This is a genomic window from Stetteria hydrogenophila (assembly GCF_054657575.1).
In genome coordinates this window covers 300221-322687 of the sequence record NZ_BAAHYL010000002.1, presented here as the reverse complement: position 1 = coordinate 322687, position 22467 = coordinate 300221, and the positions used below count along the sequence as shown (strand labels likewise).

Sequence of the window (22467 nt, the reverse complement as noted above, 5' to 3'; positions counted from 1 at the left end):
AGTCCTTTATAGGAGCCCTCCACTTATGCAACGCAACCAGCGCGGCGATGAGGAAACCGCGGGTAGCAGACTGAAGCCCGCGACCCCCCGGGCTATGACACTCTCAGGCGGCGCCGAGCTCCCACACCCTCTAGGAGGCCTTCGCGTAAGTTTAATGGCCGTAGGGGGCCAGCGCTATAACGGGTTCACGGGGATTGAGCAAGCTCGACTCTAGGCCCGAGGATTACGTGATCCAGATCATAGCTAAACGCATAGCCGGGGACATAGTCTACGCGGACCAGCCCGGCCGCGCCCTGAGGAAGTGGAGGGAGTACTTCAGGGCGAGCCAGTCAGACGTGGCTAAAAACATGAACGTCGCGGTGAGCGTCATAAGCGAGTACGAGAAGGGCCGGCGCCAGCCGGGCGCCAGGTTCATCAGGCGCTTCATAAACGCGCTCCTAGCAATAGACGCCGAGCGAGGGTGGCCCAGGGTCCTAGAGCTGTCGCGCAGCCTGGGCCTGCCGCCCGGCGTGGTCCTGGACATGAGGGAGTTCGAGACCCCCCTCTCGATAGATGAAATCGTTAGCCTAGTCAAGGGGGTCGTCTTATCGCTCGAGATCCCAGTCGACAGGAAGGTGTACGGGTACACCGTCGTCGACAGCATTAGGGCGATAAGCACGCTCAGCGGGACACAGTTCTACATGCTCCTAGGCCTGACCTCGGAGCGCGCGTTAATATTCACCGGAGTCAGGCTCGGGAGGAGCCCCATGGTCGCCGTTAGAGTCTCCCCGGTTAAGCCCAGCCTCGTGATAATACACGGGCCTCGGGAGAACGTCGACCCGCTAGCAATAGAGCTGGCGAGACTGGACAGGGTGCCACTCGTGCTCAGCCTAGCCCGGGGGGTGGACGAGCTGATAAAATCACTGAGGCGGAGCACGCAAGAGGCTAATATAGCCTTCTACAGCGTCTAAACCCCCTGCCCGCGGGCCAAGGCTCGCGACTATACTTCCACACCCAAAATCCTGGATAGGTGGAGATCCAAGCAGAGCCGAGCCCCGGCGACTCTAAGGGCAGAGGAGTACCCCCTCAACGAGGGTTTGGTGGGGGACGACACCCAACCCGGGGAGGGGGACACGCTACCCGGGAGCGGGGCAGGTACACCCCAGGGGCCCTGGTAGGCCCGTTAGGGCCTGTGCGGGTTAAACCCCGGCTTGGCCGCCCTTCTTCTCTTGGAGGCTTAGAATGGCTCTAGCTATATCCCCGCCTGCCTCCTCGAGGGCTTTCCTGGCCTCCTCCCTGCTAACGCCGGCCTGCTCGGCTACCAGTTCAACGTCTTCCTCGCTGAACGCCTCTCCTCCGCTGGCCTCTTCCCGTTTAGCCTCAACCTCCCGTGGCTCCCCGATAACGTAAATCATTGGTGGCTGGCCCTTGGCTTTCAGCAGCATGACCGAGCGGGGCTCGCTGACCTCAAGGGTTCGACCGTCAACCAGTTCTATTGCAACCCTTGTCGCGTCGAGTTCTTCGATCGCTATCCCCATGCGCTTAAGGATTCTCTCGATGTCCCTAGGGTTCAGTGGAAGGGCTACCATGGCTCCACAACCTCGGCTAAACGCTCACTCACAGCGTCGGCGTCTAGACCTCTTATTTCAACCACCTTGGCCCTGCTCCTGGCCCCGTGCACGATTTCTACCTGAGACCTGTTCACCCCCAGTGCCCTCGCCAGAAACCTGACCAGGCTAGCGTTCGCGCGGCCCTCTACTGGTGGCTCCTCGGTTAGGAAGACGAGCTCGTCCCCCTCCAGCACGAGTGCTGTCCGGTTCGACTCGGGTCTAACGTAGACTGGGAAGCGCACCCTGTCACCGTAGTCCTCTAAGAGCTTCCTAAGGGTCTCAGCGGGTACAGGCAAGTCCGTCACCCAACTCCACGCGCGCCGTGTTCAAGCTTAAACAGTTTAAGCTGCAGAGGTGAAAAGGCGTAACAAGCTAGGGTGTGCCCCCGCGAGGCGTTTCATCCACGGCCAGAGCCACGGGTGGGCCCCACATGCGGCTGGAGGCAGGGTGCGACGCGTACTGGTACCTCACGCTAATCGCGCTGTCGGCACTCGGGCTTTTAGTGTCGCTTCTAAGGCTTTACAGGGCGAGGGGCGCTAGAGGTTGACTACCTGGGAGGTATGCGCCTCTTCCTGGGTCAACGTCACGCTGAAGCTGAAGAGTAAGGGGTACCCTGTCCACGGGCACGATGTCTACGTGACTGCCTGCCTGAGGGGCAGCCGGAGCGGGCTGGTCTTGTTCGACATCGAGGAGCTTAGAGTCATGCTTGAATCAATACTAAGCAGGCTCCACTACTCGGACCTGGCCGAGTCTCTCAAGCTCCAAGAGGCCTCGCTTGAAGATCTAGTGTACCACGTCTACTCAAAGCTGGAGGAGCAGGTGAAAGGGAGGGGTCTAGAGGTGAGTCTAGTCGAAGCCAGGGTTCCCTCGGGTACCGTGAGGCTTATTCCATAGCTTAAACCCGAAAATCCAGGCTGATGGCGAGCATAAACTCGGGCCTCTTCAGCCTTTTAAGCCCTTCAAGGCTCCACGCTTTTAAAGACGCCCGGCTCCAGAGAGAGGTGGTTCAAGGCATTGTTCGTGTTTGGCCCGGCCTCATGGATATTATCGTACTGGTGGTTGCTGCTGGTAGAATCGCTTGCACTGTCGGCGGCGGTGGGCCTCGTAACCCTGGGGGCTCCGCGGTTCGTATCGAGCCACCCGAAGAGCCTAAGGCACCTTAAAGCGTCGATGGCTGTCACCGCGCTGGCAGTGTTCCTCGGCGGGTTAGCCCTGATTGTAGGAGTTTCAGAGTTCATCGCATCATACTACGGCTACCACGCCGCGGGGTCAACGCTTGTGGCTGGAGTTGCGGTGTTCCTGGCCATCCTTATGATCCTCCAGTGGCTCTTCTCCCCCTACTTGATTAACGCCGTCTACAGGACTAGGCCTCCTCGGACGAGCTACGAGGTTGGCCTCCAAGTCGAGCTGGAGAGGATTGCGAGGAGCAGCGGGGTAAAGCCGCCCAGGCTCAGGATAGCCCCGCTTTGGGCGCCTAACGCCTTCGCATACGGGAGCCCCCTGGCTGGGAACTACGTCGCCGTAACGCAGGGGCTGCTTGAATCGCTGCCCAGGGAGGAGGTGATCGCGGTACTGGGCCACGAAGTGGGCCACTTGAAGCACAGAGACGTCGCCTGGATACTCTCGCTAAGCCTGATACCTCTCGCCGTCTACTTCCTGGGCAGGTCCCTCCTGTGGGCGGGGCTACTCGGCGGGGGGAGGAGGGAGGAGAGGTCAAGCCCCCTAGTGCTCCTAGCCGTGGGCGTGGCCCTCATAACAGTGAGCATCCTCTTCAGGTTCATAGTCGCCCACTTTAACAGGCTACGGGAGTACTACGCGGACGCGCACAGCGCCCTAGTAACCGGGCAGCCCAGGCTGCTGCAGAGGGCGCTGGCGAGGATCCACCTGGCTATAAGGGGCAGGCCGGAGGTTCGCGAGGAACTCCAATCGCACAGCCTTGCCTTGCAGCTCTTCATAGTCGCCCCCCTCATCGAGCTCTCGGGCGGCTTCTACGTAGACATCGACGAATTGGTTGAGGAACTAAAGCGTGTAGAGCCAGACCCGTTAGAGGAACTCTTCAGCACCCACCCGCCGGTGCCGAAGAGGCTCAAGTTCCTAGACGCGCTAAGCGCTAGGCTTCCGTGACGCCCGCGGGGAAGGAAAGGCGGCTGGATCACCTGGCCGCTTCATTCACCCCCGACACGCGGGGGTCCACTTGGGTCTGCGGCCACAGCTTACCGGGTCAGGCGTGAGTTTTTATCTCCTTTATTGAGGTCAGCGCCTACTCTATGCTTGGTGCAGCCTCGTTGATCCCCATCTACGGCCAGGGCTTCTTCCACCTCTCCCTGGAGGGCAGGCTCTGGTACACCATAATATTCGACTACTACGATGAAAAAGGCGAGTACCACAGCCTAGTCAAGAGCGGAAGCCGAGCGCTGAGAGAGGAACTTGAAAACCTCCGGTCCAACATGCAGAAGCTCATGGATGAAGAGAGAGTCATAATAAACGGGGCTCAGGTGAGACCCGTAGTCATGGAGTCATTCATCGAGGTACGCGGTGATAAAACGAGGCCTAGCATAGTGTTCATCACCCGGATGGACTTCGATATAGTCAGCGGCAGGAATGTCTACGAGAACTTCTACGAACCCACGGTGGCCGAGTATGACTACACAGTGACCTGGATAGCGCCTCCCTGCGTTAAGTTCACGAGCTACGAGGGGCCAGGAAGGTATAGGCTGAAGGGAAACATTCTGAGAATCGAAGTCGAGGCTGGCAGGAGTATTGATGGCTATGAGAGTATAGTGTTCGACACGTCGACCTGCGGGACGCCGTATTCGCATAGTTCCCCGTAGGATGTGTAAAGCTTTCTTACCAGCTTAACAAGGCTTTCAAGCCGGTGGTGGGGTAGACCGTTTCTCCTTAGGTACCTAACTATGATCTCCGACCTCTCTATAGTAGACTTCGCCACGCGACCGGTTAGAGCCTCCTGGGCTAGTATCTCCAGTATCTCAGCCGCTACACTCAGCATTGCATGATGGTGGAGCGCCTTATGATTCCTAGCCATTCTCCTGTAGTACTCAGCCAGCTCTTCAGCCAGCAGCGCAACCGCCACATCGCCGGAGTCCTTGTGCAACACGCGCCCCCAGACTCGATTTTAAAAGTATATTTTAATTAATATAAGGCTACCCCAGTATTCCCTCGACACACTTCGAGCAACTTCGCAGTTGAGCGGGCTAAAGCCCCGGAGGTGCCTGCCTAGCCTGCACATCATCAGAACGACTCCTCGGCGCCGGCGATCTAGGCATCCCTCCGGGGCCTCTGTTTAAGGGAGGCTGGTCTGCACGCTAAAAACGGTGTAAGACGGGCTAAAGCCTTGAAATAAGTTGTCTCGTAAAATAAAAGAGGGGTGCTCTTAAGGGTTCAGCATCATTAATCAGTTGAGAGCCTACATAAAGCCTTTAGGGCGAACTCCTTCACCACTATCGCCATGCCGTAGATTAGCCCATAATATGCATCCTTACCCTTCTTATTGTTAATGACAGCTATTATCGCGTCAGCTATATCCGCCGCGTTTGCAACCCTCTTCAAGCTTTCAGAGGCCAGGCCGCCTAGTGCCTCGCTGACTGCCAGCTTTAGTTTCCCGATAATTTCCGGTAGCTCGGAGTCCTTGGATGGCGGCGTGTACTCGAGGAGTGATAGCGCCATTTCGATCATTATATTGATTAGGGTGGCTACATCATCGTTGGTCCGCGGCGGCTCGCCGGCCAGGGACCTCACTAGTCTGGCGTGGAGCTTAGCCTTGCCTTCAGCATTTTCCTTCTTAAGGCTTGCATTGAGTCTTACCTTAAAGTCGGCCAGGTCTAGGAAGCTTTGAATTACGCTGTTAGCCTCCTTTAGCGCTCTCGCTTTATTGCTTGTTGCATCATCCTTAAACTCGATCACGACATCGCCGTTTTCGAAGCTTACATTCTTTATGACATCATCCAGTCCGCGCTTAACATGCTCAAGCTTCTCTACCATCTCCTTCCTAAACCTATGAATGGACTCGATGACCACCCTCTTATACCCCTGGTAGTAGGCGCAGCGGATAATCTTCGCCGGGTCGACGGTTCTAGTTAGAGCAGTGTAGCTTATTCGAAGGGTTTTGTTAGAAGCGCCGTTCTTTATTATGCTGGAAGGCGCTATTCTTAGAGAATCGCCGTCATCAATAATTACGACATTATCGCCGGGCTTGAGCTTCATCCTGTGGGCCCAAGCCTTTGGAATGGTTATGATGAGGCTTGAGCTGCCCAGCTTCTGCACCTTTCTCTGACTTACAGTCTGCTGCACCGACCCCCACCCCGGGGAGATCCCACTTCCTGCAATACACTTCTAGTCCCAACCAGCTTTATAATCTTTAACAGCGTTAAATTGGTATTATGGGTTAAACCCCTCCAAGCCTTGCCATAACTCGTTCTTCAGCTGGGCTATCCCTATCTGGTAATACTGAAACCCGGGCAATTGGAGGCATTACCGAGAGCCTCACGGGGTTAGGGTAAATGGTATCCTACATGGTTTGGAAGGGCAAGCGAATGGAGGACTTAGTCGAGGAAATGCTGAGGCTTAGAGGGTTTAGGTATGAGAGGAACGTTAGGCTACGGGGCCGCTCTGGCTCGCTGCACGAAGTAGACTTCCTAGTCTACACCAGCGACGGGTTGGTCATTTACGAGGTTAAGAACCAGGAGAAGCCTGTCCCAAAGGAGGTGGTGATAGAGGCCTATGAAGTTGCGCGCGACGTCGGAGCCGCCGGGGCGGTCGTTGTCAGCTCGAGCGGATTCACGGAAAACTCGGTGAAGCTAGCGAAGACTCTAGGCGTTGAACTCATAGATTTCAACGGCTTGCTGGATATTCTCGAGGCCTCCAAGCTTCAAGGTAACGCGGTGTACCTGGAGGCTGGCCTGGATGAGGAGAGGGCTTACCGCTTCGCCGAGAAGAGGCTTAAACGGGTATTCTTATTCATCAAATCCGAGAGGATCGCCTGCTTCAAATGCTTGTACCTGCCATTCTACTACTTTGAGGGCAGCTTCAAGGTTGGCGAGAACACCTACAGGAGGGCGACTGCTGTGGCCAGCGCCCTATCCGGGCTCCCAGTGGCGGAGTCGAGGGAGGGCCTAGTGGAGGCTGCCAGGAGGGCGGCGCTCATCCCCTCGGATCTCCTGCCGCTCTACGCCAGGCTCGCGGGTAGGAGGGTGAAGTCCTCCGACGCGGCGGCGCTCTACGGGGAGGCTAGGTGGAAGAGGCTCCTCTCCACGCTCGAGAGCCTGGGCCTAGCTGAGAGGGTTTCACGCAGGCCATTAGTCGTCAGGGTTGTGAACGACAGGCCCAGCCCGGCTAGCCTCGAGGGGGCCGCGTCGCTCTTCGCCTCCAAGAGGGCGCAGGTGCCGGCGAGGGGCTGCAAGATAGTCAAGGCCAGGCTCTCGCCGGGCGCCTCGAGGCTCCTCCTAAGCGGGCTCTACGGCTTCAACGCTGAGCGCGAGGTTCTAGTCTACGCCCCAGTCTACGTTTTCCGCATCGAGGAGACCCGCAGGCCTGTCTACAGGCTCCTGTACCTCACCGGCTGGCTCAGGAAGCCCCTCTCCTACAAGCCGGCCTTCGACGTCAACGCGTAGAAGTGCAGGCCCAGCGCCGCGGCTATTACGTCGAGGACCGCCCCCGGGTTCCAGCCCCTGGGCCTCCAAAGGCCGTCCAGCCACTCGGCGGCGGCTCGCACCCCGCGCCGCTCGGCGATCAAGAGCGCCTCCCGGGCCTCGAGCTTCGCCTGGAGGTACGCCCTGGACCCCCACTTAGCCCGTATCAGCGTGTCTCCGTGGCTCGCGAGGAGCCTTAGCATCTCGGCCAGCGCCCTCTCCTCGAGCTCCTCGGGCCTGAGAGGCCTGCATCCAAGCCTCTCGGCCACGGAGAGCGTTCTCCGGTAGCCCCCTAGCACTTCAGAGTGCACCAGATCCCACGAGGAGGCCCTAAGCACATCCACCAGCGGGGGCAGGGGTCCTCTGGCGCCAACCGCCGGCACAGGCCCCTTGTACCGCCTGAGGTGGGATGGCCTCAAGCGCTCGAGCAGCCTATAGTATTCCAGGGTGGCCCGGGGCCCCGAGGAGGCCGCTATCTCCGACGCTAGCGACGCCAGCTCGCGTGCGCTTAGACTCTTCCCAGCCGCGCCCAGAGCGGCGGCTAGAGGTATCATGAGGAATGCGGTACCTGCCGCCACGTTTCCCCGGATGCCCAGCCTGTCGAGCATGAGCCTGTAAACCCTTAACCCGTCAGCCACCCTGTCGCCTCTCGACGCGCACGAAGCCATCATGCCCTGCGCTAGGGCAACCGCGTGGACCGCGAAGTCCAGGACGCTCTTATCCCTATGGCCAACGAGCCTCGTGACCGCTGCCGGCTTCGGGTGGAGCAGGGGCTCCACTAACGGGCCGGCTAGTAGGGCGCTAACCCCCCACATGCAGGCGTATAACTCTCCATGCCCGTAATCCCCTACCATTACCCGGGTGCCCCGGGGAGATGAACCCTGTGGAGGCTCTGCTGGAGACGTTAAAGGCGTACCTGAAGAGGAGGGGCGACATAGTGATCCCCACAGCAGTGGCCGCGGGCCAGAAGCGCTTGAAGATAGCCTTCAGGGGGCTATACAAGAGCCTGCCGAGCAACACGGGCTACGAGCTATTCGAGGATATAGTAAAGGATATAGTGTCTAGCGACAAGTACTCCCGGGAACTCGAAAGGCTCGGCCTCAGGATAGTCGAGGATGACGGTGAACACTATATTGAGGCCCCGATTGATCTCCTAGAGAGGCTAAGGAGGATGCCTCGGGATGAAGCCAAGGCCTAACTACCGCGACTACGTGGAGTACGCGCGCCACGTTAAGCCGATGCGCGCGTTCAGGATCCTGAAGGCGTTCACTAGCTTCAACCGAGTGCAGCTGGGGCGGGGGCTCCGGGAGGCTCTCGAGTGGCTCGAGTACGAGGTGTACGAGAGGGGGCCGGAAACGGTTGAGGCAAGCCTCGTCGAGGTGAGCACCTCCCACCTACCAGACTCCTACCCGCCGCCCCCCGGCTGGACCGTCCACCAGGCTTGGCTCGAGGTCTCCGGCGGTGCTAGGATTGACCTGGAGAGCGCGCCCACCCTCGCCGCGGCCCACACGCCCCCCTCTGAAGGCGTGCTGGAGGCCGAGTTGAGGCTCATAAGGAACCCCCTCGACCCCTGGGAGTACGAGAAAGCCAAGGGGAAAATTGCACTCGTCACGGGGGTAAGCCTCCCCCTGGCCTACGTGATGGCGGCGGAGGCGGGCGCCGCAGCGGTCGCCTACTATAGGAGGGACCTGCCGCCGGGCGCGACGCCGTACGCAGGCATCTTCCTGCCGGCGAGTCTAATCAGGAAGTACGGGATCCCAGCCGTCTCGATCCCCTACTCCATAGCCGCCAACGGCGACGGGAGGATCGCCCGGCTCTTCGTGGACTCGGACGTGGCGGAGGAGAGCAGGGTGCCCATACTCGAGGTCACGGTCCTGGGGCGGGATGGGCCGGAGTGCGGGGGCCTGGCGTCCGCGGTCGCCCACGCATGCCACCCGGAGCCCGGGGCGAACGATAACGGGAGCGGGGTCGCAGCCCTGATTGAGGCGGCGCTCGCCCTAGCCGAGGCCTCGGAGGCGGGGAGGCTCCCGTGCAGCGTGACCCTCTACCTACTGCCGGAGTTCACGGGCTCCATACTCGTCGCGCTTCGGCGCAACAGGCCGCGCTTCGCGGCGAACCTGGACATGGTCGGCGGCAGAGACGGGGACGTAGGCGGGAACTGGTTCCACGCCCCTCCCGCGCCCATGATAAACGCTGACGTGGCTGAGGCTTACACGCTCGCGAGGATAGCCTACTACAATGAAGGCGTTGAACTCGAGCTAAATCCCTTCACCGCCGGCAGCGACCACGTCCCATTCCTCCACGCCGGCGCCTCCTCCTTCATGCTGAACCAGTGGCCCGATAAGTATTATCACAGCGACTACGACGACGTCGATAGAATCTCCAAGACGCACCTGAAGGCGGCGGCCGCCGCCCTTGCCTCGATACTAGCCGCCCAGGCCGGCGGTGGGGGAGGCCTCGGCGCAGGGGCTCTCGACAGGTTCGCCAGCTACTACGTGCTGAGGCTGGCGGAGAGGCACGAACTCCGAGGGGACAGGGTGGCTCTAGCGCTGGCCTTAACCACGCTCAAAACGGCGCTGGGCCTGCCCTCCAGGGTGGAAGAGGCGGGCGCCTCTAGCGATGTCTGGGAACAGTGGATGAGGAATACTTACCCCAAGCTAAAGTCGTACCCGTTAATGACTGTAAGCGTTTTAGCCGGCCTAAACCTGGACGTGGCGCTTAAACTAGAGGAGACCTTGAAGGGTGAGGGGCTGAAGGCTTCGAGCCTAGACCTCTACACGGCAGCGCTCATCGAACCGCAGCTGCTAGCGGACGGCAGCAGGAGCCTCGCTTACATTCTTGAATTGATCGCCGCCGAGCACGGCACGCGCGCCGCTAAAATAGTGCCCAAAACCCTTGAGTTGCTCGAAGAAGCCGACGTCGTGGACCTCGCTTAGAGGGACACGCCTCCGGCTCGAAGGGGAAATAAGGCCCTACACCCCCCGGCTACTTGGGGGATGGTGATACCAGCTATCGAAGACCCCTTCGGGGGATGTTTGAAGTGGCCTTTGCTGACCCCCGACTGCGCGGCGGCTTCGCTCTCCCCTTCTACAGGCTCCGCCTCTCCCTAGGCCGGGGAGTGGAGAAAACCATTGACGCCGAGGCCCACCTGATCACCAAGGCTAAGCCCCACCACGTCTGCCTGCTCCTTGAGCCCCCCAGGGGCGGCCTCGCCTCTCCCCCGGAGGGGGTTCCCGCCGCCCAGCCCCTCCTGGGCCCTGAAGGCGTGATTACCCACATAGCCCGGTCCATGGAGAGACTCGAAGAGCTAGCGGCCCGGGGAGGGGGCTCTGAGACGCGCCGCTCCCTGCTAAGCATCATCGCGGGCCTCTTCCTCCCCCGCGAGCCGCTGGGGGAGGCCGTGTTTCCCGGCTTGGAGTATAGGCTCGCCTACAGCTTGTGCCTCGACGCGTTCGGCGGCACGGCGCCGGGGTCGTGGAGGATACTAGGGTCTAGGCTGGTGTGGAGAGTCTACCGGGCTGAAGCTGGCAGTGGAAGATTTCGCGTGGTGAACCCCGAAACCGGGGGCCTGGAGAGGAGGCTTACCGTGATCCTAGCCGAAAGCGAGGAGGCTAGGGGGGCTATCCTCAGGCTCCTAGGCGCTACCTCTTGAGCTTCGGGTTCAGTATTGCATCTATAGCGTTTCCAATGAACACGAACGTCATGCCAACGAGGGCTATGGCTAGGCCCGGCGGGACGACCCACCACCACATGCCGTTTAGGACAGCCGAGGCGTTCTGGGCGTCGTAGAGTATCTTGCCCCACGTGAGCGTGTAGGGATCCCCTAGCCCAAGGAAGCTTAGGCCCGCCTCGGCCAGTATGGCGCCCGGCACGCTGAGGGCTATGCTGGCGAAGAGGTATGGCAGTATCTGCGGGAACACGTACAGCATGATTATCCTGCGGTCGCTGGCGCCGAGGGCCCTAGCCGCCTCGACGTAGACGGACTCCTTTATCTGGAGCGCCATGCTCCGCGTGACGAAAGCCACCCCCGGCCACGAGAATAGCACTAGGATTAGTATCAGGGTCCAGATGCTCGGCTTAATCACGTAGCTTAGCAGGATAAGCAGGGGGAGCACCGGCAGCGAGTAGATTATCTGGGCGATCCTCAGCATTACCTCGTCTACGAGCCCGCCATAGTACCCGCTTATGACGCCGTAGACTGCCCCCAGGAACACTGAGATCACGCTGGTTAAGAGGCCTATTATCAGGGCCCACCTTACTCCATAGAGGACTCCCTGCCAGATATCCCTGCCCATGTTATCAGTGCCCAGGAGGCCGTAGCAGGCGCCGGTGGAGATCGCCCTGCTAACGTGGAAGCTCGCCTCCGTAACGTTGGCACCGCTTATCTCCAGCACAAGCCTGTACTTACCCTTAAGCGCCGGCACGTTAGCCTTTTTCTCGAGCACTACCGCCGTGAGGTTCTCGCCGAACACCAGCGACCGCAAGTCGATCTGGGAGGCATCCGTTATTGTAACGTTGAAGAGCTCCTCCACGGCGCCGCTGGCTATAAGCTTTGAGACCGGTTCACCGTTAACAGTGACTGTTATCTTCCTCGAGAGCAGCCCCTCTACGAGTTTAACCCTCTTCACGCCCGTCGTGCCGGCGCCTCCAGCCCCCTGGCCGGCGGTGCCGCCACGGGTTAGGTTGTAGCTAAACGGGTTGGTGCCGAACGCTTCCAGTATGGAGACAGGGCGCTGGGGAGTTATAAACTTCAAGACGAGGCCGTCGGGCCTGTAAACGTAGAGTTTCGTCACGTTTAGAGGCATCCTTTTCATCAAGCCCGCCTTCACTAAATCACTTAGGGTCAAGTTCTCTCTAAGCTTCTCCTCCAAATCCTTAAGGTAGAGGCAATAGGCGATCTCGTCTACGGTCACTTGCCCGCCGGCTTTCTCGGGGCAGAGCATTAGAGCCACCGTGTTTAAGTCGTAGCCTGTGCTGAGGAAGCTCCTAACCAGAGACCTGTAGGGGTCAAGGTTGGGGGCGTACAGGGTGACGTTGTAGGCTATCCTATCAAACTCAAGCGTCACCTCTCTGGGCGGCACGTCTCCGTCAACAATGAATTCGAACTCAACCCTATACGTGTACTTCGGCACCTCCCTAGCCTCACCCGTCACTGGATCCAGAACTTTAGCAGAGCCCCACTCCTCGGCTTGGATTAACTCGTCACCATTCACCACTTGACGCGTGCTATAGGACTTCCCGGTAAACTTTGAAACCCAGCAGGGCGGCACTCTCTTGGGGTAGACTCCGTCGAAGTACTGGGGGTTCCGCAGCCAGTTATTCACGATCTCCGGCTCCCCGATAACTGGGTACGCCACGACGGCTGCTACGAAGAGCAGCAGCAGTATCAGCCCTGTCATGCCTATCTTGGAGCGCTTGTACTCGCTGAAGAACCTCCTCACCGAGCGCGCCAGCTCCCGCCAGGTCCTGGCACCCGCGAGCGCCACCACCCTACACCACCTAGAGCCTCACCCTTGGATCAAGCAGGACGTAGAGGAAGTCCAGTATTAGAATGACTGTGACGAATAGTAGCACGCTGACGTAAGTGATGGCTACGACGAGCGCCGTGTCGCTCCCCTGTATTGCCTGCCAGTAGAGCAGGCCCATGCCGGGCCACCCGAACACGGTCTCGGTTATTATAGCTCCACCGAAGCTACCCACGAGGCCTAGGGCTAGGTACGTGACGATGGGCGGGCTGGCTGTTCGGAGCACGTGGCCGTAGAGCACTCTCCTCTCCGGGAGCCCCTTGGCGCGGGCTGTTATGACGAAGTCCTCCTGAAGCGTTGAAATGACTAGGTTCCTCGCAATGTAGGCCCACCCGCCGAAGGCTACGAGGACAACAGTCATTAGTGGAAGGGCCATGTAGTACATCCAGACCCTCACGACGCTCAGCGTCATGGTGATGCTCGTCTTCATATTGTGGAGCGCCGCCTTAACTATTTCCAAGCCCGAGAGGCCGGACATGCTAGCGTAGGGGAAGGAGTTGAGGAACTGGCTGCGAACCTGGGCAGCGGCGCTGTACACCTCCTTAGCCTCAGCCGGGAAAATTGGGATGTAGAAGGAGAAGATGAGTATCATCAGTAAGCCCACCCACCACATGGGCAAGCTGTAAGTAATCATTGCTATGAGGGAGAGGCTCCTGTCAAGCAGGCTCCCCGGCCTCCTAGCCATGGCGAAGCCCAAGAGGATCCCTATTATTGATACTATGACCTGGGCCGTCGTGAAGAGTATGATAGTGTTCTTAAGCGCTATGATTAGCTGCTCCTTTATATCATACGTGCCGCCGAGATACCTCTCGCGAGCCTTGCCAAAATCCATCTTCAGATTCATCTTCATAAGCTTAATAGTCCTCTCCAGGACGGAATCGTAAAGACCGTATCTTGCATATAGCTGCTCCCGGAGCGCCTGGCAAGCCTCCTCGTACTCCTCGGGGTTAGTGTATAACCTCTCCATCTGCCTGCAAGCCATCATTGCCTCCTCGTCGGCCCTGCTCTTGAGAGTGCTCTGCGCGAACACCGAGAATATCAGCGATATAAGGAATAACGCGACGAAAAGCGTTACAACAGCGTTTGTCAGCTTTACAACGACGAGCCTCCCCAGCGAAGCCACCGAGTCCACCCTCGCCTACCGCCTGCGTCACGGCAGGGCTTTAAGTAATACTAGTCATACGCAAATCCTAGCAGGCAAACAGCTACACCCGCCGGGAGGTGATAAGAAAGGGGAAAGGGGAGGGGGCGCTGCCGTGGCCTCCCCGTTTTCAGCGGCTTCCCTATTCCCTAGGCTACTTCTTCCGCAGTAGCAGCACCGCAGCGGCTGCAATGATTATTATGACTATAGCAGCCGCGATGGCCACCGTTCCAGTCCCTGCACCGCCTGCTTGAGTCGTTGTTGTGGTTCCAAGCGTAGGCTGTGTTGTGGGCGACGTTGCCGGAGTAGTTGTTGTAGTGGTGGTAGTCGGGGCGGTTGTAGTCGTAGTAGTGGTGGTAGTGGTAGTGGTCTGTGTCCCAGTAGCTGTTGGCGTGGTCTCGGTCCCAGTGTAAGTGGTTGTAGTGGTAGTCGTGGTCGTAGTGGTGGTGGTAGTCGGCGTGGGCGGGGCCGGCATCGACATGCCCGGCGGCACGGGTGGAGCGGGCTGGTAGACCTCCTCGGGCGGGTACACGCTGAGCGGGTAGTCCTTTACCCTCTCAAGCTTTAGCACGTAAGCCGTGGGGTCGTAGAAGACCACCTTGAACGGCCCGTCGGATATGGCGAAGTTGTTGTACTCGTCCATGAACGCTAGCATGTCCTGTATCCTCTCCTGTAGCTCTCCATCCCTGAATATGACCCTTCCAGCCTTCTCGTTGAGGCCGTTCAAGTACTTGATGCTGCCCTCGCTAAGAATGGCCTGGGCGGCCTCCTTCACCGCCTTCACGTGCTCGGGTGTGAGCATGTCAATCCCTATCTCGCCAGTGGCCTCCCTCGTGGTCCAGCCTAGGTTGGTGCCCGGCAGCGGGTCGTGGACCACCGCCCACTCCATGGCGGCGTAGAGGTGTATCGGGACCGACGGGAACAGGTCTACCTGGTACGCTATCAGCCTCGGGTGTACGTCCAGGTAGTCGGTGTAAACGGCGATAGCGGTGTCGTTAATGACTTCTATGCCGAGGATGGAGTCAAGCACTCCCGCTACTCCCTCGGCGAACTCGCTGTCATAGTATGGGTCGGGCTGGCCGGTGACCTCCGAGTCGTCCGTAGCCCACTCCATTGAGAAGGCGTAGCCTCCAAGCACGTCGGCCAGCGTGAACGGGCTGCCGTCGTGCCACTTGCCCAGGACGTAGTTGAATACTACCTTCGCGTAGGCCTTGGTCTCCCCGGAGATGTACCTGCCAGCGCCTAGCAGGTACGTTGCGTTCTCGCTCTTAGCCTCGCCTATTGTGATCCACTGCTCCTTTACCGGATCGTAGACTAGAGCGTTATCCGGCATCTCAGTGCCATTCTTATATATCTCAACGCTGACGTGCTCCCTGATCTCCACGGGTATCCCCGTGACCGGGTGCGGGTAGAGGCCGTAGTCCCTGACCTGCTGCCAGATTAGCATGCTGTACACGTCTTGGAAGCCCAGCACGGGGTTCCAGGGGCTCATGAAGAGGGCTCCCTGGGAGCTGAACTCTATAACCCTCAGCGTGCCGTCGAGTGTCCAGGCGTACCTGTAGCCCCAGAGGCTCCAGAGGCCGCTCGTCCTCCCGTAGAACGTCTTAGTCACGGTGTTCTTGTTGACGCTGAAGTACTCGGCGGTGTTCACGAGGAATATCCTCATGCTCTCCCACAGGCCGGCCTTAACCATCTCCTTTACATCGTTTATTAGCTCGTTTACCCTGTCGGGCGTGTAGGTTTCAAAGTAGAGCTTGTAGCCTAGCTTGTACAGGGTTTCATTGTACCAGTACCACCACTGGGTCACCCTGTGGTTGGGCCCGTAGCCCCTGAGGGGGGCGTAGAAGAACGCCGCGTCGTACCTCGCCCAGAATATTGGGTCATCCGTCATGCTGACCCAGCCTTCGGTGTACATGTGGGCGATCCCGCCTAGCTCGCTCAGAGTCTTGACAGGGTTGTTCCCGTAGAACATGGGTATGACGACGTACCTGCTCCTGATGAACCTGTTGACCTTAATGCCGAAGTACTCCTCGATCCAGGTGGCTATCTGCTCCCCTATATCCTTCCTCTCATCCTCCTCTCTTATCAGGAAGTTGACGGTGACCTGCTTGAGGCTTCCATCGGGCATCTGCAGGTATAGCCACTTGTGCCCGTTGCTGTCCTCCTTGAACACTAGCTTGAAGCCGTATGGAGCATAGATCTCGTTCAGCTCGTTAATCGCCTCCTGGTACAGCTGCACGGCCCTCTGCGGATCGCCAGCCGGGACGATGCCGAACTGCGTCGGTAGATCCTTGACCCACTCTATTGCCGCGTGGGAGGGCCTAATCGCTGATAGCATGACCTCCCCGCTTCCGCCGAGGATCTGGCTCAGCAGGGTCTCCCTGTCGATTAGTATGTTGAGGGCTAGCCTAATCTTCTGGACCCCCCACGGGTTGAACTCTATCTTAGCGATGTCCTCCGCAGAGAGCTGGCTTATGTCAACCCACTGCTTGGGCCACTTGTTGGGGTCGGGGTCCCTGTAGAGGAGGCCGGGCAGCGGCTGCCCGGTGATGTTCTCATCCTTTAACTGTATCACGCCGGGCTGGCTTCCATCGTAAACGTTGGAGGCCGGGTTGAGCGCTATGTCATAGAAGGCGGTGTACGTCGGGACGAGCACTATGTTACTCTTTATATCCTCGGAGATGTCCTCGTAGGACTTCAGAGTCAGGGGCCAGGCGTAGATGTCAGCCGACCCCTTGCCAACGAGCGCTACGCCTTTCTGAGGCTCCGTAACGCTGCTAATGTCCAGCTTTGATATCGGCATGCCCTCGAGCTGAGCCCTCGAGACTAGTGTCATCGACGCGGCGACGGAGAGTGCTAGGAGCGCTAGCGTCATGTATATTGCGAGCTTCTTCATAGCCACACACCACGCCTCAGAACTCTCAAATTGCCCCATTATATTCTCCCGTATTTAAAATTTGCCCGTCTTGCCACTTGCCCTGATCTAGGAGCATTCTCAATAGTAGTTAGCAAGGAGGTGGGATTCCGGCATACCTCAAGGGCGTAAAGGGGTCAAGCGGGGGTTCCACGCTTCCCCGCCCGCCTCTTCACTTTAGCGTGCCGCCACGTCCTCACCTCTTGCACCTCCCACTCATGGGCACGTACTTCAACCCTATGGGGCCCACGTACTTCTCCGCTGGCCTGATGAGCTTGTTGTTCCTCACCTGCTCAATGTAGTGAGCGCACCACCCGACCACTCTGCCCATAGCGAATACAGGCGTGTACATGAGTAGGGGGATACCCAGCTGGTAGTAGAGGATACCGGTGTAGATGTCGATATTGGCCGGCAGCCGCTTCGCCCTCCAGGCCGTTTCCTCGGCCTTCCTTACCACTGCCAGCCAGTATTCTCCCTCAGGCAGTTGCCGTATGTACTCTGCTATAACACTCGTCCTGGGATCCCGGCGCTTGTAAATCCTGTGGCCGAATCCTATTATCTTCTCCCTCCTCTTCAGCTTGTTGAGTATGAACTCTTCGATGTAGTCAACGAGGTCCCTCCCCCGCTCCTCGGCCTCCTTCCTGGCTTCAAGCAGCATCTTCAAGGCCTTCTCGTTGGCTCCCCCGTGCAGGGGCCCCTTCAAGGCTCCTATGCCGCCTGCCACTGCGCTGTAGAGGTCGCTGAGCGTGCTAGCTATGACCCTCACGGTAAACGTGCTCGCGTTGAACCCGTGATCCATGTAGAGAACGAGGCTTGTCTCGAACGCCCTAGCCTCCAGCCACGTGGGTTCCCTGCCCGTTATCATCCTAAGAGCGTCCATGGCGTGGGGCAGGCTGGGATCCGGGTCGATGTAGGTGCCCGTTCGCGCAATATGCCACCCCGCCGCAAAGATCACCGGCATGGCTGCGATTATCCTGAGTGCATGGTCATAGATGTAGTCGTCGTCGAACCTCCACTCCGACGATACTAAGTGCTGGCCCATCACTACAACTCCAAGGCTCCCATAGTACATGGGGTGAGAGGGCCCCGCGTTCCTCAACGCCTCGAAAACCTTCCTGGGAACGGCTCCCCTGTACCCATCAATCTTCCTCTTAATCTCCCTGTACTCATCCTCGCAGGGAAGCCTCCCATAGAGGACTAGGTAGGCTGCCTCATAGAAGTCAGCGTTCCTACCAATATCGACCACATCGTACCCCCTATAAGTCGTATACAACCCCTTAGGGTCGACGCCGCTTATTGATGTAACGTCAACGACTACGTTGTAAAGACCCTTAGGAACGTGAATATACCTGCCCCCAGGGCCTTCCTCCACCTTGAACCCAAGCTGCTGCTCCTCAGCCAAAGCTCTCACCGGTACATTTATCCTCACTCGGATTCCCACAACGGTGGCGAAGCTTACTCTTTATATGCATTTCCCCCGCTCCGCCTAGGCTAAACCTTAAACGGTAAATTCATTTTTATTCATTTTTTACCGAATTATTCAGAAAACCGTTATATGACCGGCCGGCTGATGGCTTAAACTATTTTTGGAGGCGTAGCCTGGATGGCCCACGTCTGCATCGTTGGCCCGGGAGCCGTGGGTGCTACGCTGGCCTGCTCCGCGGGGAAGCTTCCAGTAACAGTTATAGGCAAACGCGCCGAGCGAGTCGAGGTCCACGGGCTCTGCCCTGGCTACTCCTTCACCACGCTTTCATGGAGCGACGTCGTGGGGGAATGCCTTGCAGTCTTTATATGCGTGAAGGCGCATCAAACCCCCTCCCTAACGGGCTGGCTGAGCCGCCTGCACTCCCCGCTGTTTCTGGTCGTCCAGAACGGGTTCTACGGCCTAGAGATCGTGGAGCGCACGGTTGAAAGGGGGCTAGTTGCGGGCGGCGTGGCGGAGTTCGGGGCGGCCAGGCGGCTGAACAGGGTTGAAGTCCGCGGGCCAGGCAGGCTCATAGTGGGCTGTCGAGGCCGCGACTGCCGGGGGGAGCTCCAAATCCTCTCCGCGATGCTGGAAGCGCCGATCCGCGTTGAAACGGTTAGCGACATAGAGCCCTGGCGCTGGCTTAAGGCAATAGTGAACTCGGTGGTTAACACAATAACGACTATCCGCGGGATCCCCAACGGTGAAATACTGGCCGATGAGGAGACCGCAAGGCTGGCCCTCGACTTGGCAGCCGAGCTCTCCGGTATTGCAGAGAGTATGGGAGTCATTATGCCCGAAGACCCATACAGGTACCTGGAGAGGATAGTTAGGGAGACGAGCGAGAACATATCCAGCACACTTCAAGACCTCATGTATTGCCGTGTACCCGAGATAGGCTGGATAGTGCACCCATTCCTGGACCGCTCAAGACTACTCGCGAAGCTGTTTCGAGAGGTGGTTAACGCTTTCCAGAGCCGGTGCGGCGTGGACGTGCCTCTCCCCCCTCCAAGCCCACCCGGCTGGAGCGCAGTACTATGAGACCCCATCCCCGCCGGTGGCTCCCTCGTAGCAGTATTCGCCGGCATCGCCCCGCCACGGATACAACTTACATTTTAAGGCGGTCCACGTGAAACCCTTACATGAGAATCAAGAAGTGGTACGAGCGTGGTCAACGTGGACAAAGGCCTGGAGCTGTTTGCCCTGTGGAATGTAGGCTTCGGGCTCGCAACTACTATTCTATGGCTTGCAAGAAGGGGGAAGGAGGGTAGGGGCAGGCTTAGCGTGTACCCATTCGCAGTCATCTTCAGGCTTGGAGTGGCAATGAAGCCGTCGCCTAGCAGCCGGCTCGCCCGGAGGACTTCATGGGTCTTCGTGGCCTTAATGTTGGCAGCTATGGCTTTCTTCTACACCAACATATTCTACTTCGTCTACCGGAACTACTTCGCGCCTAGCGAGGAGCGTGTTGCACCCCTCTCACCCCTCATACCCGGGGTAACCATTGCCTGGCGTGATGTTCCCCTGGTACTAGTTGCTATAGGGATAGGGGTGCTCGTGCACGAGGCAGCCCACGCCATCACCGCTAGAATCGAGGGCGTGGGAGTCAAAAACGCTGGCCTAGCGCTGATAGCGTTCATACCAGCCGCATTCGTCGAAGTCGACGAGAAGAAAATGGCAGAGGCTCCTCTCTCCGTCAAAGCAAAAGTGTACAGCGCGGGCGTAGCGGTCAACCTCCTGCTAGCACTCCTGGTCGCACCCTTACTCGGGCACTTCTCGTCGGGAGCCCTAGTTCTCAGAGTCGAGCCCGGCTCGCCGGCCGATGTAGCAGGGTTAATGCCCGGCGACGTAATAGTTAAAGTGAACGACGTCCCGGTCAGGGACGTGAAGAGCCTTAGCGACGCTCTCATCGCGCTGGGATTCAACGAAGCAGAGAAGAAGGTTGAGTTCACGCTTACCGTTCTCCGCGACGGGAGGGAGCTAGTGCTAAACGTCGTCAAACCGCCAAACTACAACAAGCTCGGAGTCGAGGTTATAGTGAAACTCAGCGGCCCCGGGCCACTCCTCTACTCGGTACACATGATTAACTTGGCCCTAGCTCTCATCAACGCTGCCCCATTATTTGTAACGGACGGAGGCCAGCTAGTCAGGGATTTCATGCTTCACGTCGCTGGCAGGAGAGGCCTAGCCCTCTCGGCGGGTCTACAAGCTTCAACACTGATACTAGTGCTAAGCCTGACCGGTTTCAATAAAATAATTATACCACACTAGGACCCTTGAGCCCTAATTTAGCGCCTTAATAATTCCACTATTCCCCGATAGAGGCGGTAGCGAAGGACTACATGCCGGGTGGGTCGCAGTGAAGCACAAGCTTTTATCTGCACTCACCTTCATTCTGATCGCAATCATCTCCTTTGTAGCGTTCACCGTTAACGTTCAGCGCCTTAGACTCGAGGGCGGCAGCGTTAGCTGCGAGGGCTTCACGCTAAACCTCCCCCCGGGCGAGTACGTGCTCAACTACGCCGTCTACGGGCTCGATGGAGTCGACAACATCACGGTTCGCCTCATCCTAGACTCTTCATCGTGTAGCTACGTAAGGGGGGTCACCTTCATCGACGGGCAGAGAATGGGGCTACCCTGGCTTTCACCCACGAGGCTCGGCCCCTACGCCCTGCCCAGCCTAAACGACACGGTCCTAGTCAATATTGTCCCGTTGTTCTACACGAGCCAGGCCCTGGCCATCTACTACCCCGTAAATGCCACTAAAGTCGCGTCTGGAGTTCTCGAGACGCCGTATGGCGTCCTACCGGTCGACGTCTATGAGTGCTCGCTTGAATACCAGTTCGGTGAGACTAGGAGGTATGATTACGCTAAGCTATACTATGACAAGGCTACCGGTTTGCTTGTAGGCGCCAGCTACGTAGCCCGCATAGAGGGCTTAGGGGAAGTCGCCAGCTACTCATTCAAGTTATCCGGGTTAAGCGTTAAGCCGCTACACGCAGACTTCATCGTTAGAGACCCGCCTACCACTCTAGCATTGATAGCCTCCTCAGGCATGCTCGGCGGGGTCTCCGCCTACTTAGCTGTAGCCGAGCTAGCTAGAAGGGAGGACTAGCCGCACCCGGGCAGCCCGTTGCTCTACCGGATCGTGCACCTCCTAATCTCCCCGATCCCCCCGCCGCTCCCCCCGGGCATGTATGCACCTAACCCCCTCGGGGAGGCGACTATCCAGACGATGGGCCAGTTCCTCATCCCCTCCCTGTCTTTCGCGCTCACCACCGGAGGACATGAGGGGTGGGTGTGGAACACACCTACAACGTCGAGACCCAGATTCTCCGCGACCGTGTGCGCTACTAGAATGTCCCGCGGCTCTGCGATAAACTCCTTCTCGGCGGCCTTCGACATGTTCCTAGCCATTATCAAGGCGCTGGCGTGAATTTCACCCTCGTGCCCCGCTTTGTAGCCGATTACGTAGCCGACTAGCTCCACGCTCGAGGACGCTGCGAGGTGCATCATCACCTCGCGTAGCGGCCCAAGGTTTATGGTGCACAACGGGGGTTGCACCACAGCGGCCGCTCACTCTACCTCCACCTCCTTTAGTTTATAGATCTTAGCCCTGAGCGTGTCGGTCTCGAGGAGGGCTACCGTGGGCTCCGCGAACACGCCTGCGGCCTCGCCTGGGTTCAAAATTAGGCGCCCCTGGAGATACCTGTAGTCGGTTTTATGGGTATGACCGTAGAGCACCCCGTCCCAGTTGCCTCCTAGAGCCAGGGCGTCCACTATTTCACGCGTCGTCTTGGGGTCCCCGTAGCCGTGCAGGATTAGGAGCCTCTTGCCGCCGACTTCAATAGTCCTGGGTCCATCGCTTATATTGGCGCCGACCCTCTCGGCGGTCTTAATTAGAAGGGGCTTCTCGCCGCAGTTGTTGCCGAACACTGCCTCTATCCTCACGCCCCCAAGCGCCTCTGCCAGCCTCGCGAGCGTGAACGGGGAGACCACGTCGCCCAGGTGTATAACCAGCTCCACGCCCTCCTTCTTGAAGAACCTAGCCGCTTTAACCGTGTTCTCAATGTTGTCGTGCGTGTCACTAATCACGCCAACCAGCATCGCTCAATGCACCCCTCTACGTAGTTAATAGCCCGCATTTACCCTATTTAGCCATTTAACCCTTTAGGAATGCCGAGGAAGTGT

The 22467-nt window shown here is 58.6% G+C and carries 22 protein-coding genes; 11 read left to right on the top strand and 11 right to left on the bottom strand.

Going from position 1 to position 22467, the window contains the following annotated elements; genetic code table 11:
- Positions 1-194: 194 nt before the first annotated feature.
- On the top strand, positions 195-950 hold the full coding sequence (locus ACYQ3J_RS05110) for a helix-turn-helix domain-containing protein (protein ID WP_460125506.1): 756 nt from the start codon (positions 195-197) through the stop codon (positions 948-950).
- A gap of 228 nt (positions 951-1178) precedes the next feature.
- On the opposite strand, the gene ACYQ3J_RS05105 is transcribed toward ACYQ3J_RS05110, so the two are convergent.
- Together ACYQ3J_RS05105 and ACYQ3J_RS05100 are read right to left on the bottom strand one after the other, a co-directional pair.
- On the bottom strand, positions 1179-1568 hold the full coding sequence (locus ACYQ3J_RS05105; RefSeq protein WP_460125504.1) for a nascent polypeptide-associated complex protein: 390 nt from the start codon (positions 1566-1568) through the stop codon (positions 1179-1181).
- Complete coding sequence (locus tag ACYQ3J_RS05100; RefSeq protein WP_460125502.1) at positions 1562-1885, bottom strand: DUF167 domain-containing protein; 324 nt, start codon at positions 1883-1885, stop codon at positions 1562-1564. Before ACYQ3J_RS05100 ends, ACYQ3J_RS05105 begins: the two co-directional genes overlap by 7 nt.
- 247 nt (positions 1886-2132) lie before the next feature.
- On the opposite strand from ACYQ3J_RS05100, the gene ACYQ3J_RS05095 reads away from it, so the two are divergent.
- From ACYQ3J_RS05095 to ACYQ3J_RS05085, 3 genes are all read left to right on the top strand, one after another.
- A complete protein-coding gene (locus tag ACYQ3J_RS05095; protein ID WP_460125500.1) occupies positions 2133-2483 on the top strand; it encodes a 6-carboxytetrahydropterin synthase in 351 nt (116 codons plus the stop codon).
- Between the two features lie 165 nt (positions 2484-2648).
- Positions 2649-3713: a zinc metalloprotease HtpX gene (locus ACYQ3J_RS05090; RefSeq protein ID WP_460125498.1), complete on the top strand. Its 1065-nt coding sequence runs from the start codon at positions 2649-2651 to the stop codon at positions 3711-3713.
- A 161-nt stretch (positions 3714-3874) separates the two neighbouring features.
- Positions 3875-4420, top strand: coding sequence for a hypothetical protein (locus tag ACYQ3J_RS05085; protein WP_460125496.1), 546 nt, complete (start codon positions 3875-3877; stop codon positions 4418-4420).
- Here the strand turns inward: ACYQ3J_RS05085 and ACYQ3J_RS05080 are convergent.
- Both ACYQ3J_RS05080 and ACYQ3J_RS05075 read right to left on the bottom strand, forming a co-directional pair.
- Positions 4357-4701 carry a hypothetical protein gene (locus ACYQ3J_RS05080; protein WP_460125494.1) on the bottom strand — a complete coding sequence of 115 codons (345 nt, stop codon included), beginning with the start codon at positions 4699-4701 and terminating at the stop codon, positions 4357-4359. The genes ACYQ3J_RS05085 and ACYQ3J_RS05080 overlap by 64 nt on opposite strands.
- Positions 4702-4997: 296 nt before the next feature.
- Positions 4998-5897, bottom strand: a complete 900-nt coding sequence (locus ACYQ3J_RS05075; RefSeq protein ID WP_460125492.1) for an AbrB/MazE/SpoVT family DNA-binding domain-containing protein — start codon at positions 5895-5897, stop codon at positions 4998-5000.
- A gap of 209 nt (positions 5898-6106) precedes the next feature.
- Here ACYQ3J_RS05075 and ACYQ3J_RS05070 point away from each other — a divergent pair, with 209 nt between their 5' ends.
- Entirely contained in the window at positions 6107-7216 is a 1110-nt protein-coding gene (locus ACYQ3J_RS05070) for a restriction endonuclease (protein ID WP_460125490.1), read from the top strand.
- Here the strand turns inward: ACYQ3J_RS05070 and ACYQ3J_RS05065 are convergent.
- Positions 7186-8013: a triphosphoribosyl-dephospho-CoA synthase gene (locus tag ACYQ3J_RS05065; protein WP_460125488.1), complete on the bottom strand. Its 828-nt coding sequence runs from the start codon at positions 8011-8013 to the stop codon at positions 7186-7188. The two genes, ACYQ3J_RS05070 and ACYQ3J_RS05065, sit on opposite strands and share 31 nt — an antisense overlap.
- 104 nt (positions 8014-8117) lie before the next feature.
- Between ACYQ3J_RS05065 and ACYQ3J_RS05060 the strand changes: the two genes are divergently transcribed.
- The 3 genes from ACYQ3J_RS05060 (at position 8118) to ACYQ3J_RS05050 (ending at position 10886) form a co-directional block, all read left to right on the top strand.
- Positions 8118-8432 carry a hypothetical protein gene (locus ACYQ3J_RS05060; protein ID WP_460125486.1) on the top strand — a complete coding sequence of 105 codons (315 nt, stop codon included), beginning with the start codon at positions 8118-8120 and terminating at the stop codon, positions 8430-8432.
- Complete coding sequence (locus ACYQ3J_RS05055) at positions 8416-10170, top strand: M28 family peptidase (RefSeq protein WP_460125484.1); 1755 nt, start codon at positions 8416-8418, stop codon at positions 10168-10170. The genes ACYQ3J_RS05060 and ACYQ3J_RS05055 overlap by 17 nt, the downstream gene beginning before the upstream one ends.
- Before the next feature lie 104 nt (positions 10171-10274).
- The gene (locus ACYQ3J_RS05050) at positions 10275-10886 is read left to right on the top strand and encodes a hypothetical protein (RefSeq protein WP_460125482.1); all 612 of its coding nucleotides are present in this window, start codon (positions 10275-10277) and stop codon (positions 10884-10886) included.
- Here the strand turns inward: ACYQ3J_RS05050 and ACYQ3J_RS05045 are convergent.
- The 4 genes from ACYQ3J_RS05045 to ACYQ3J_RS05030 form a co-directional block, all read right to left on the bottom strand.
- Positions 10876-12720: an ABC transporter permease gene (locus ACYQ3J_RS05045; protein ID WP_460125480.1), complete on the bottom strand. Its 1845-nt coding sequence runs from the start codon at positions 12718-12720 to the stop codon at positions 10876-10878. The two genes, ACYQ3J_RS05050 and ACYQ3J_RS05045, sit on opposite strands and share 11 nt — an antisense overlap.
- A gap of 13 nt (positions 12721-12733) precedes the next feature.
- Positions 12734-13882, bottom strand: coding sequence for an ABC transporter permease (locus ACYQ3J_RS05040; protein WP_460125478.1), 1149 nt, complete (start codon positions 13880-13882; stop codon positions 12734-12736).
- Positions 13883-14054: 172 nt separating this feature from the next.
- Complete coding sequence (locus ACYQ3J_RS05035; protein WP_460125476.1) at positions 14055-16796, bottom strand: peptide transporter; 2742 nt, start codon at positions 16794-16796, stop codon at positions 14055-14057.
- 214 nt (positions 16797-17010) lie between these two features.
- A complete protein-coding gene (locus tag ACYQ3J_RS05030) occupies positions 17011-18216 on the bottom strand; it encodes a citrate/2-methylcitrate synthase (RefSeq protein ID WP_460125474.1) in 1206 nt (401 codons plus the stop codon).
- Between the two features lie 201 nt (positions 18217-18417).
- Between ACYQ3J_RS05030 and ACYQ3J_RS05025 the strand changes: the two genes are divergently transcribed.
- The 3 genes from ACYQ3J_RS05025 (at position 18418) to ACYQ3J_RS05015 (ending at position 21391) form a co-directional block, all read left to right on the top strand.
- A complete protein-coding gene (locus ACYQ3J_RS05025) occupies positions 18418-19320 on the top strand; it encodes a ketopantoate reductase family protein (protein ID WP_460125472.1) in 903 nt (300 codons plus the stop codon).
- Between the two features lie 126 nt (positions 19321-19446).
- The gene (locus tag ACYQ3J_RS05020) at positions 19447-20547 is read left to right on the top strand and encodes a site-2 protease family protein (protein ID WP_460125470.1); all 1101 of its coding nucleotides are present in this window, start codon (positions 19447-19449) and stop codon (positions 20545-20547) included.
- A gap of 88 nt (positions 20548-20635) precedes the next feature.
- Positions 20636-21391 carry a hypothetical protein gene (locus ACYQ3J_RS05015; RefSeq protein ID WP_460125467.1) on the top strand — a complete coding sequence of 252 codons (756 nt, stop codon included), beginning with the start codon at positions 20636-20638 and terminating at the stop codon, positions 21389-21391.
- A 23-nt stretch (positions 21392-21414) separates the two neighbouring features.
- Here ACYQ3J_RS05015 and ACYQ3J_RS05010 read toward each other — a convergent pair whose 3' ends face one another.
- Complete coding sequence (locus ACYQ3J_RS05010; RefSeq protein ID WP_460125465.1) at positions 21415-21828, bottom strand: M67 family metallopeptidase; 414 nt, start codon at positions 21826-21828, stop codon at positions 21415-21417.
- A gap of 24 nt (positions 21829-21852) precedes the next feature.
- A complete protein-coding gene (locus ACYQ3J_RS05005) occupies positions 21853-22383 on the bottom strand; it encodes a metallophosphoesterase (protein WP_460125462.1) in 531 nt (176 codons plus the stop codon).
- Positions 22384-22467: the final 84 nt, after the last annotated feature.

What these genes read in the sequence shown, in the direction of transcription:
- ACYQ3J_RS05105 (WP_460125504.1), bottom strand. Translation starts at nt 1,568, where the DNA reads ATGGTAGCCCTTCCACTGAACCCTAGGGACATCGAGAGAATCCTTAAG.
- ACYQ3J_RS05025 (WP_460125472.1), top strand. Translation starts at nt 18,418, where the DNA reads ATGGCCCACGTCTGCATCGTTGGCCCGGGAGCCGTGGGTGCTACGCTG.
- ACYQ3J_RS05035 (WP_460125476.1), bottom strand. Translation starts at nt 16,796, where the DNA reads ATGAAGAAGCTCGCAATATACATGACGCTAGCGCTCCTAGCACTCTCC.
- ACYQ3J_RS05055 (WP_460125484.1), top strand. Translation starts at nt 8,416, where the DNA reads ATGAAGCCAAGGCCTAACTACCGCGACTACGTGGAGTACGCGCGCCAC.
- ACYQ3J_RS05005 (WP_460125462.1), bottom strand. Translation starts at nt 22,383, where the DNA reads ATGCTGGTTGGCGTGATTAGTGACACGCACGACAACATTGAGAACACG.
- ACYQ3J_RS05070 (WP_460125490.1), top strand. Translation starts at nt 6,107, where the DNA reads ATGGTATCCTACATGGTTTGGAAGGGCAAGCGAATGGAGGACTTAGTC.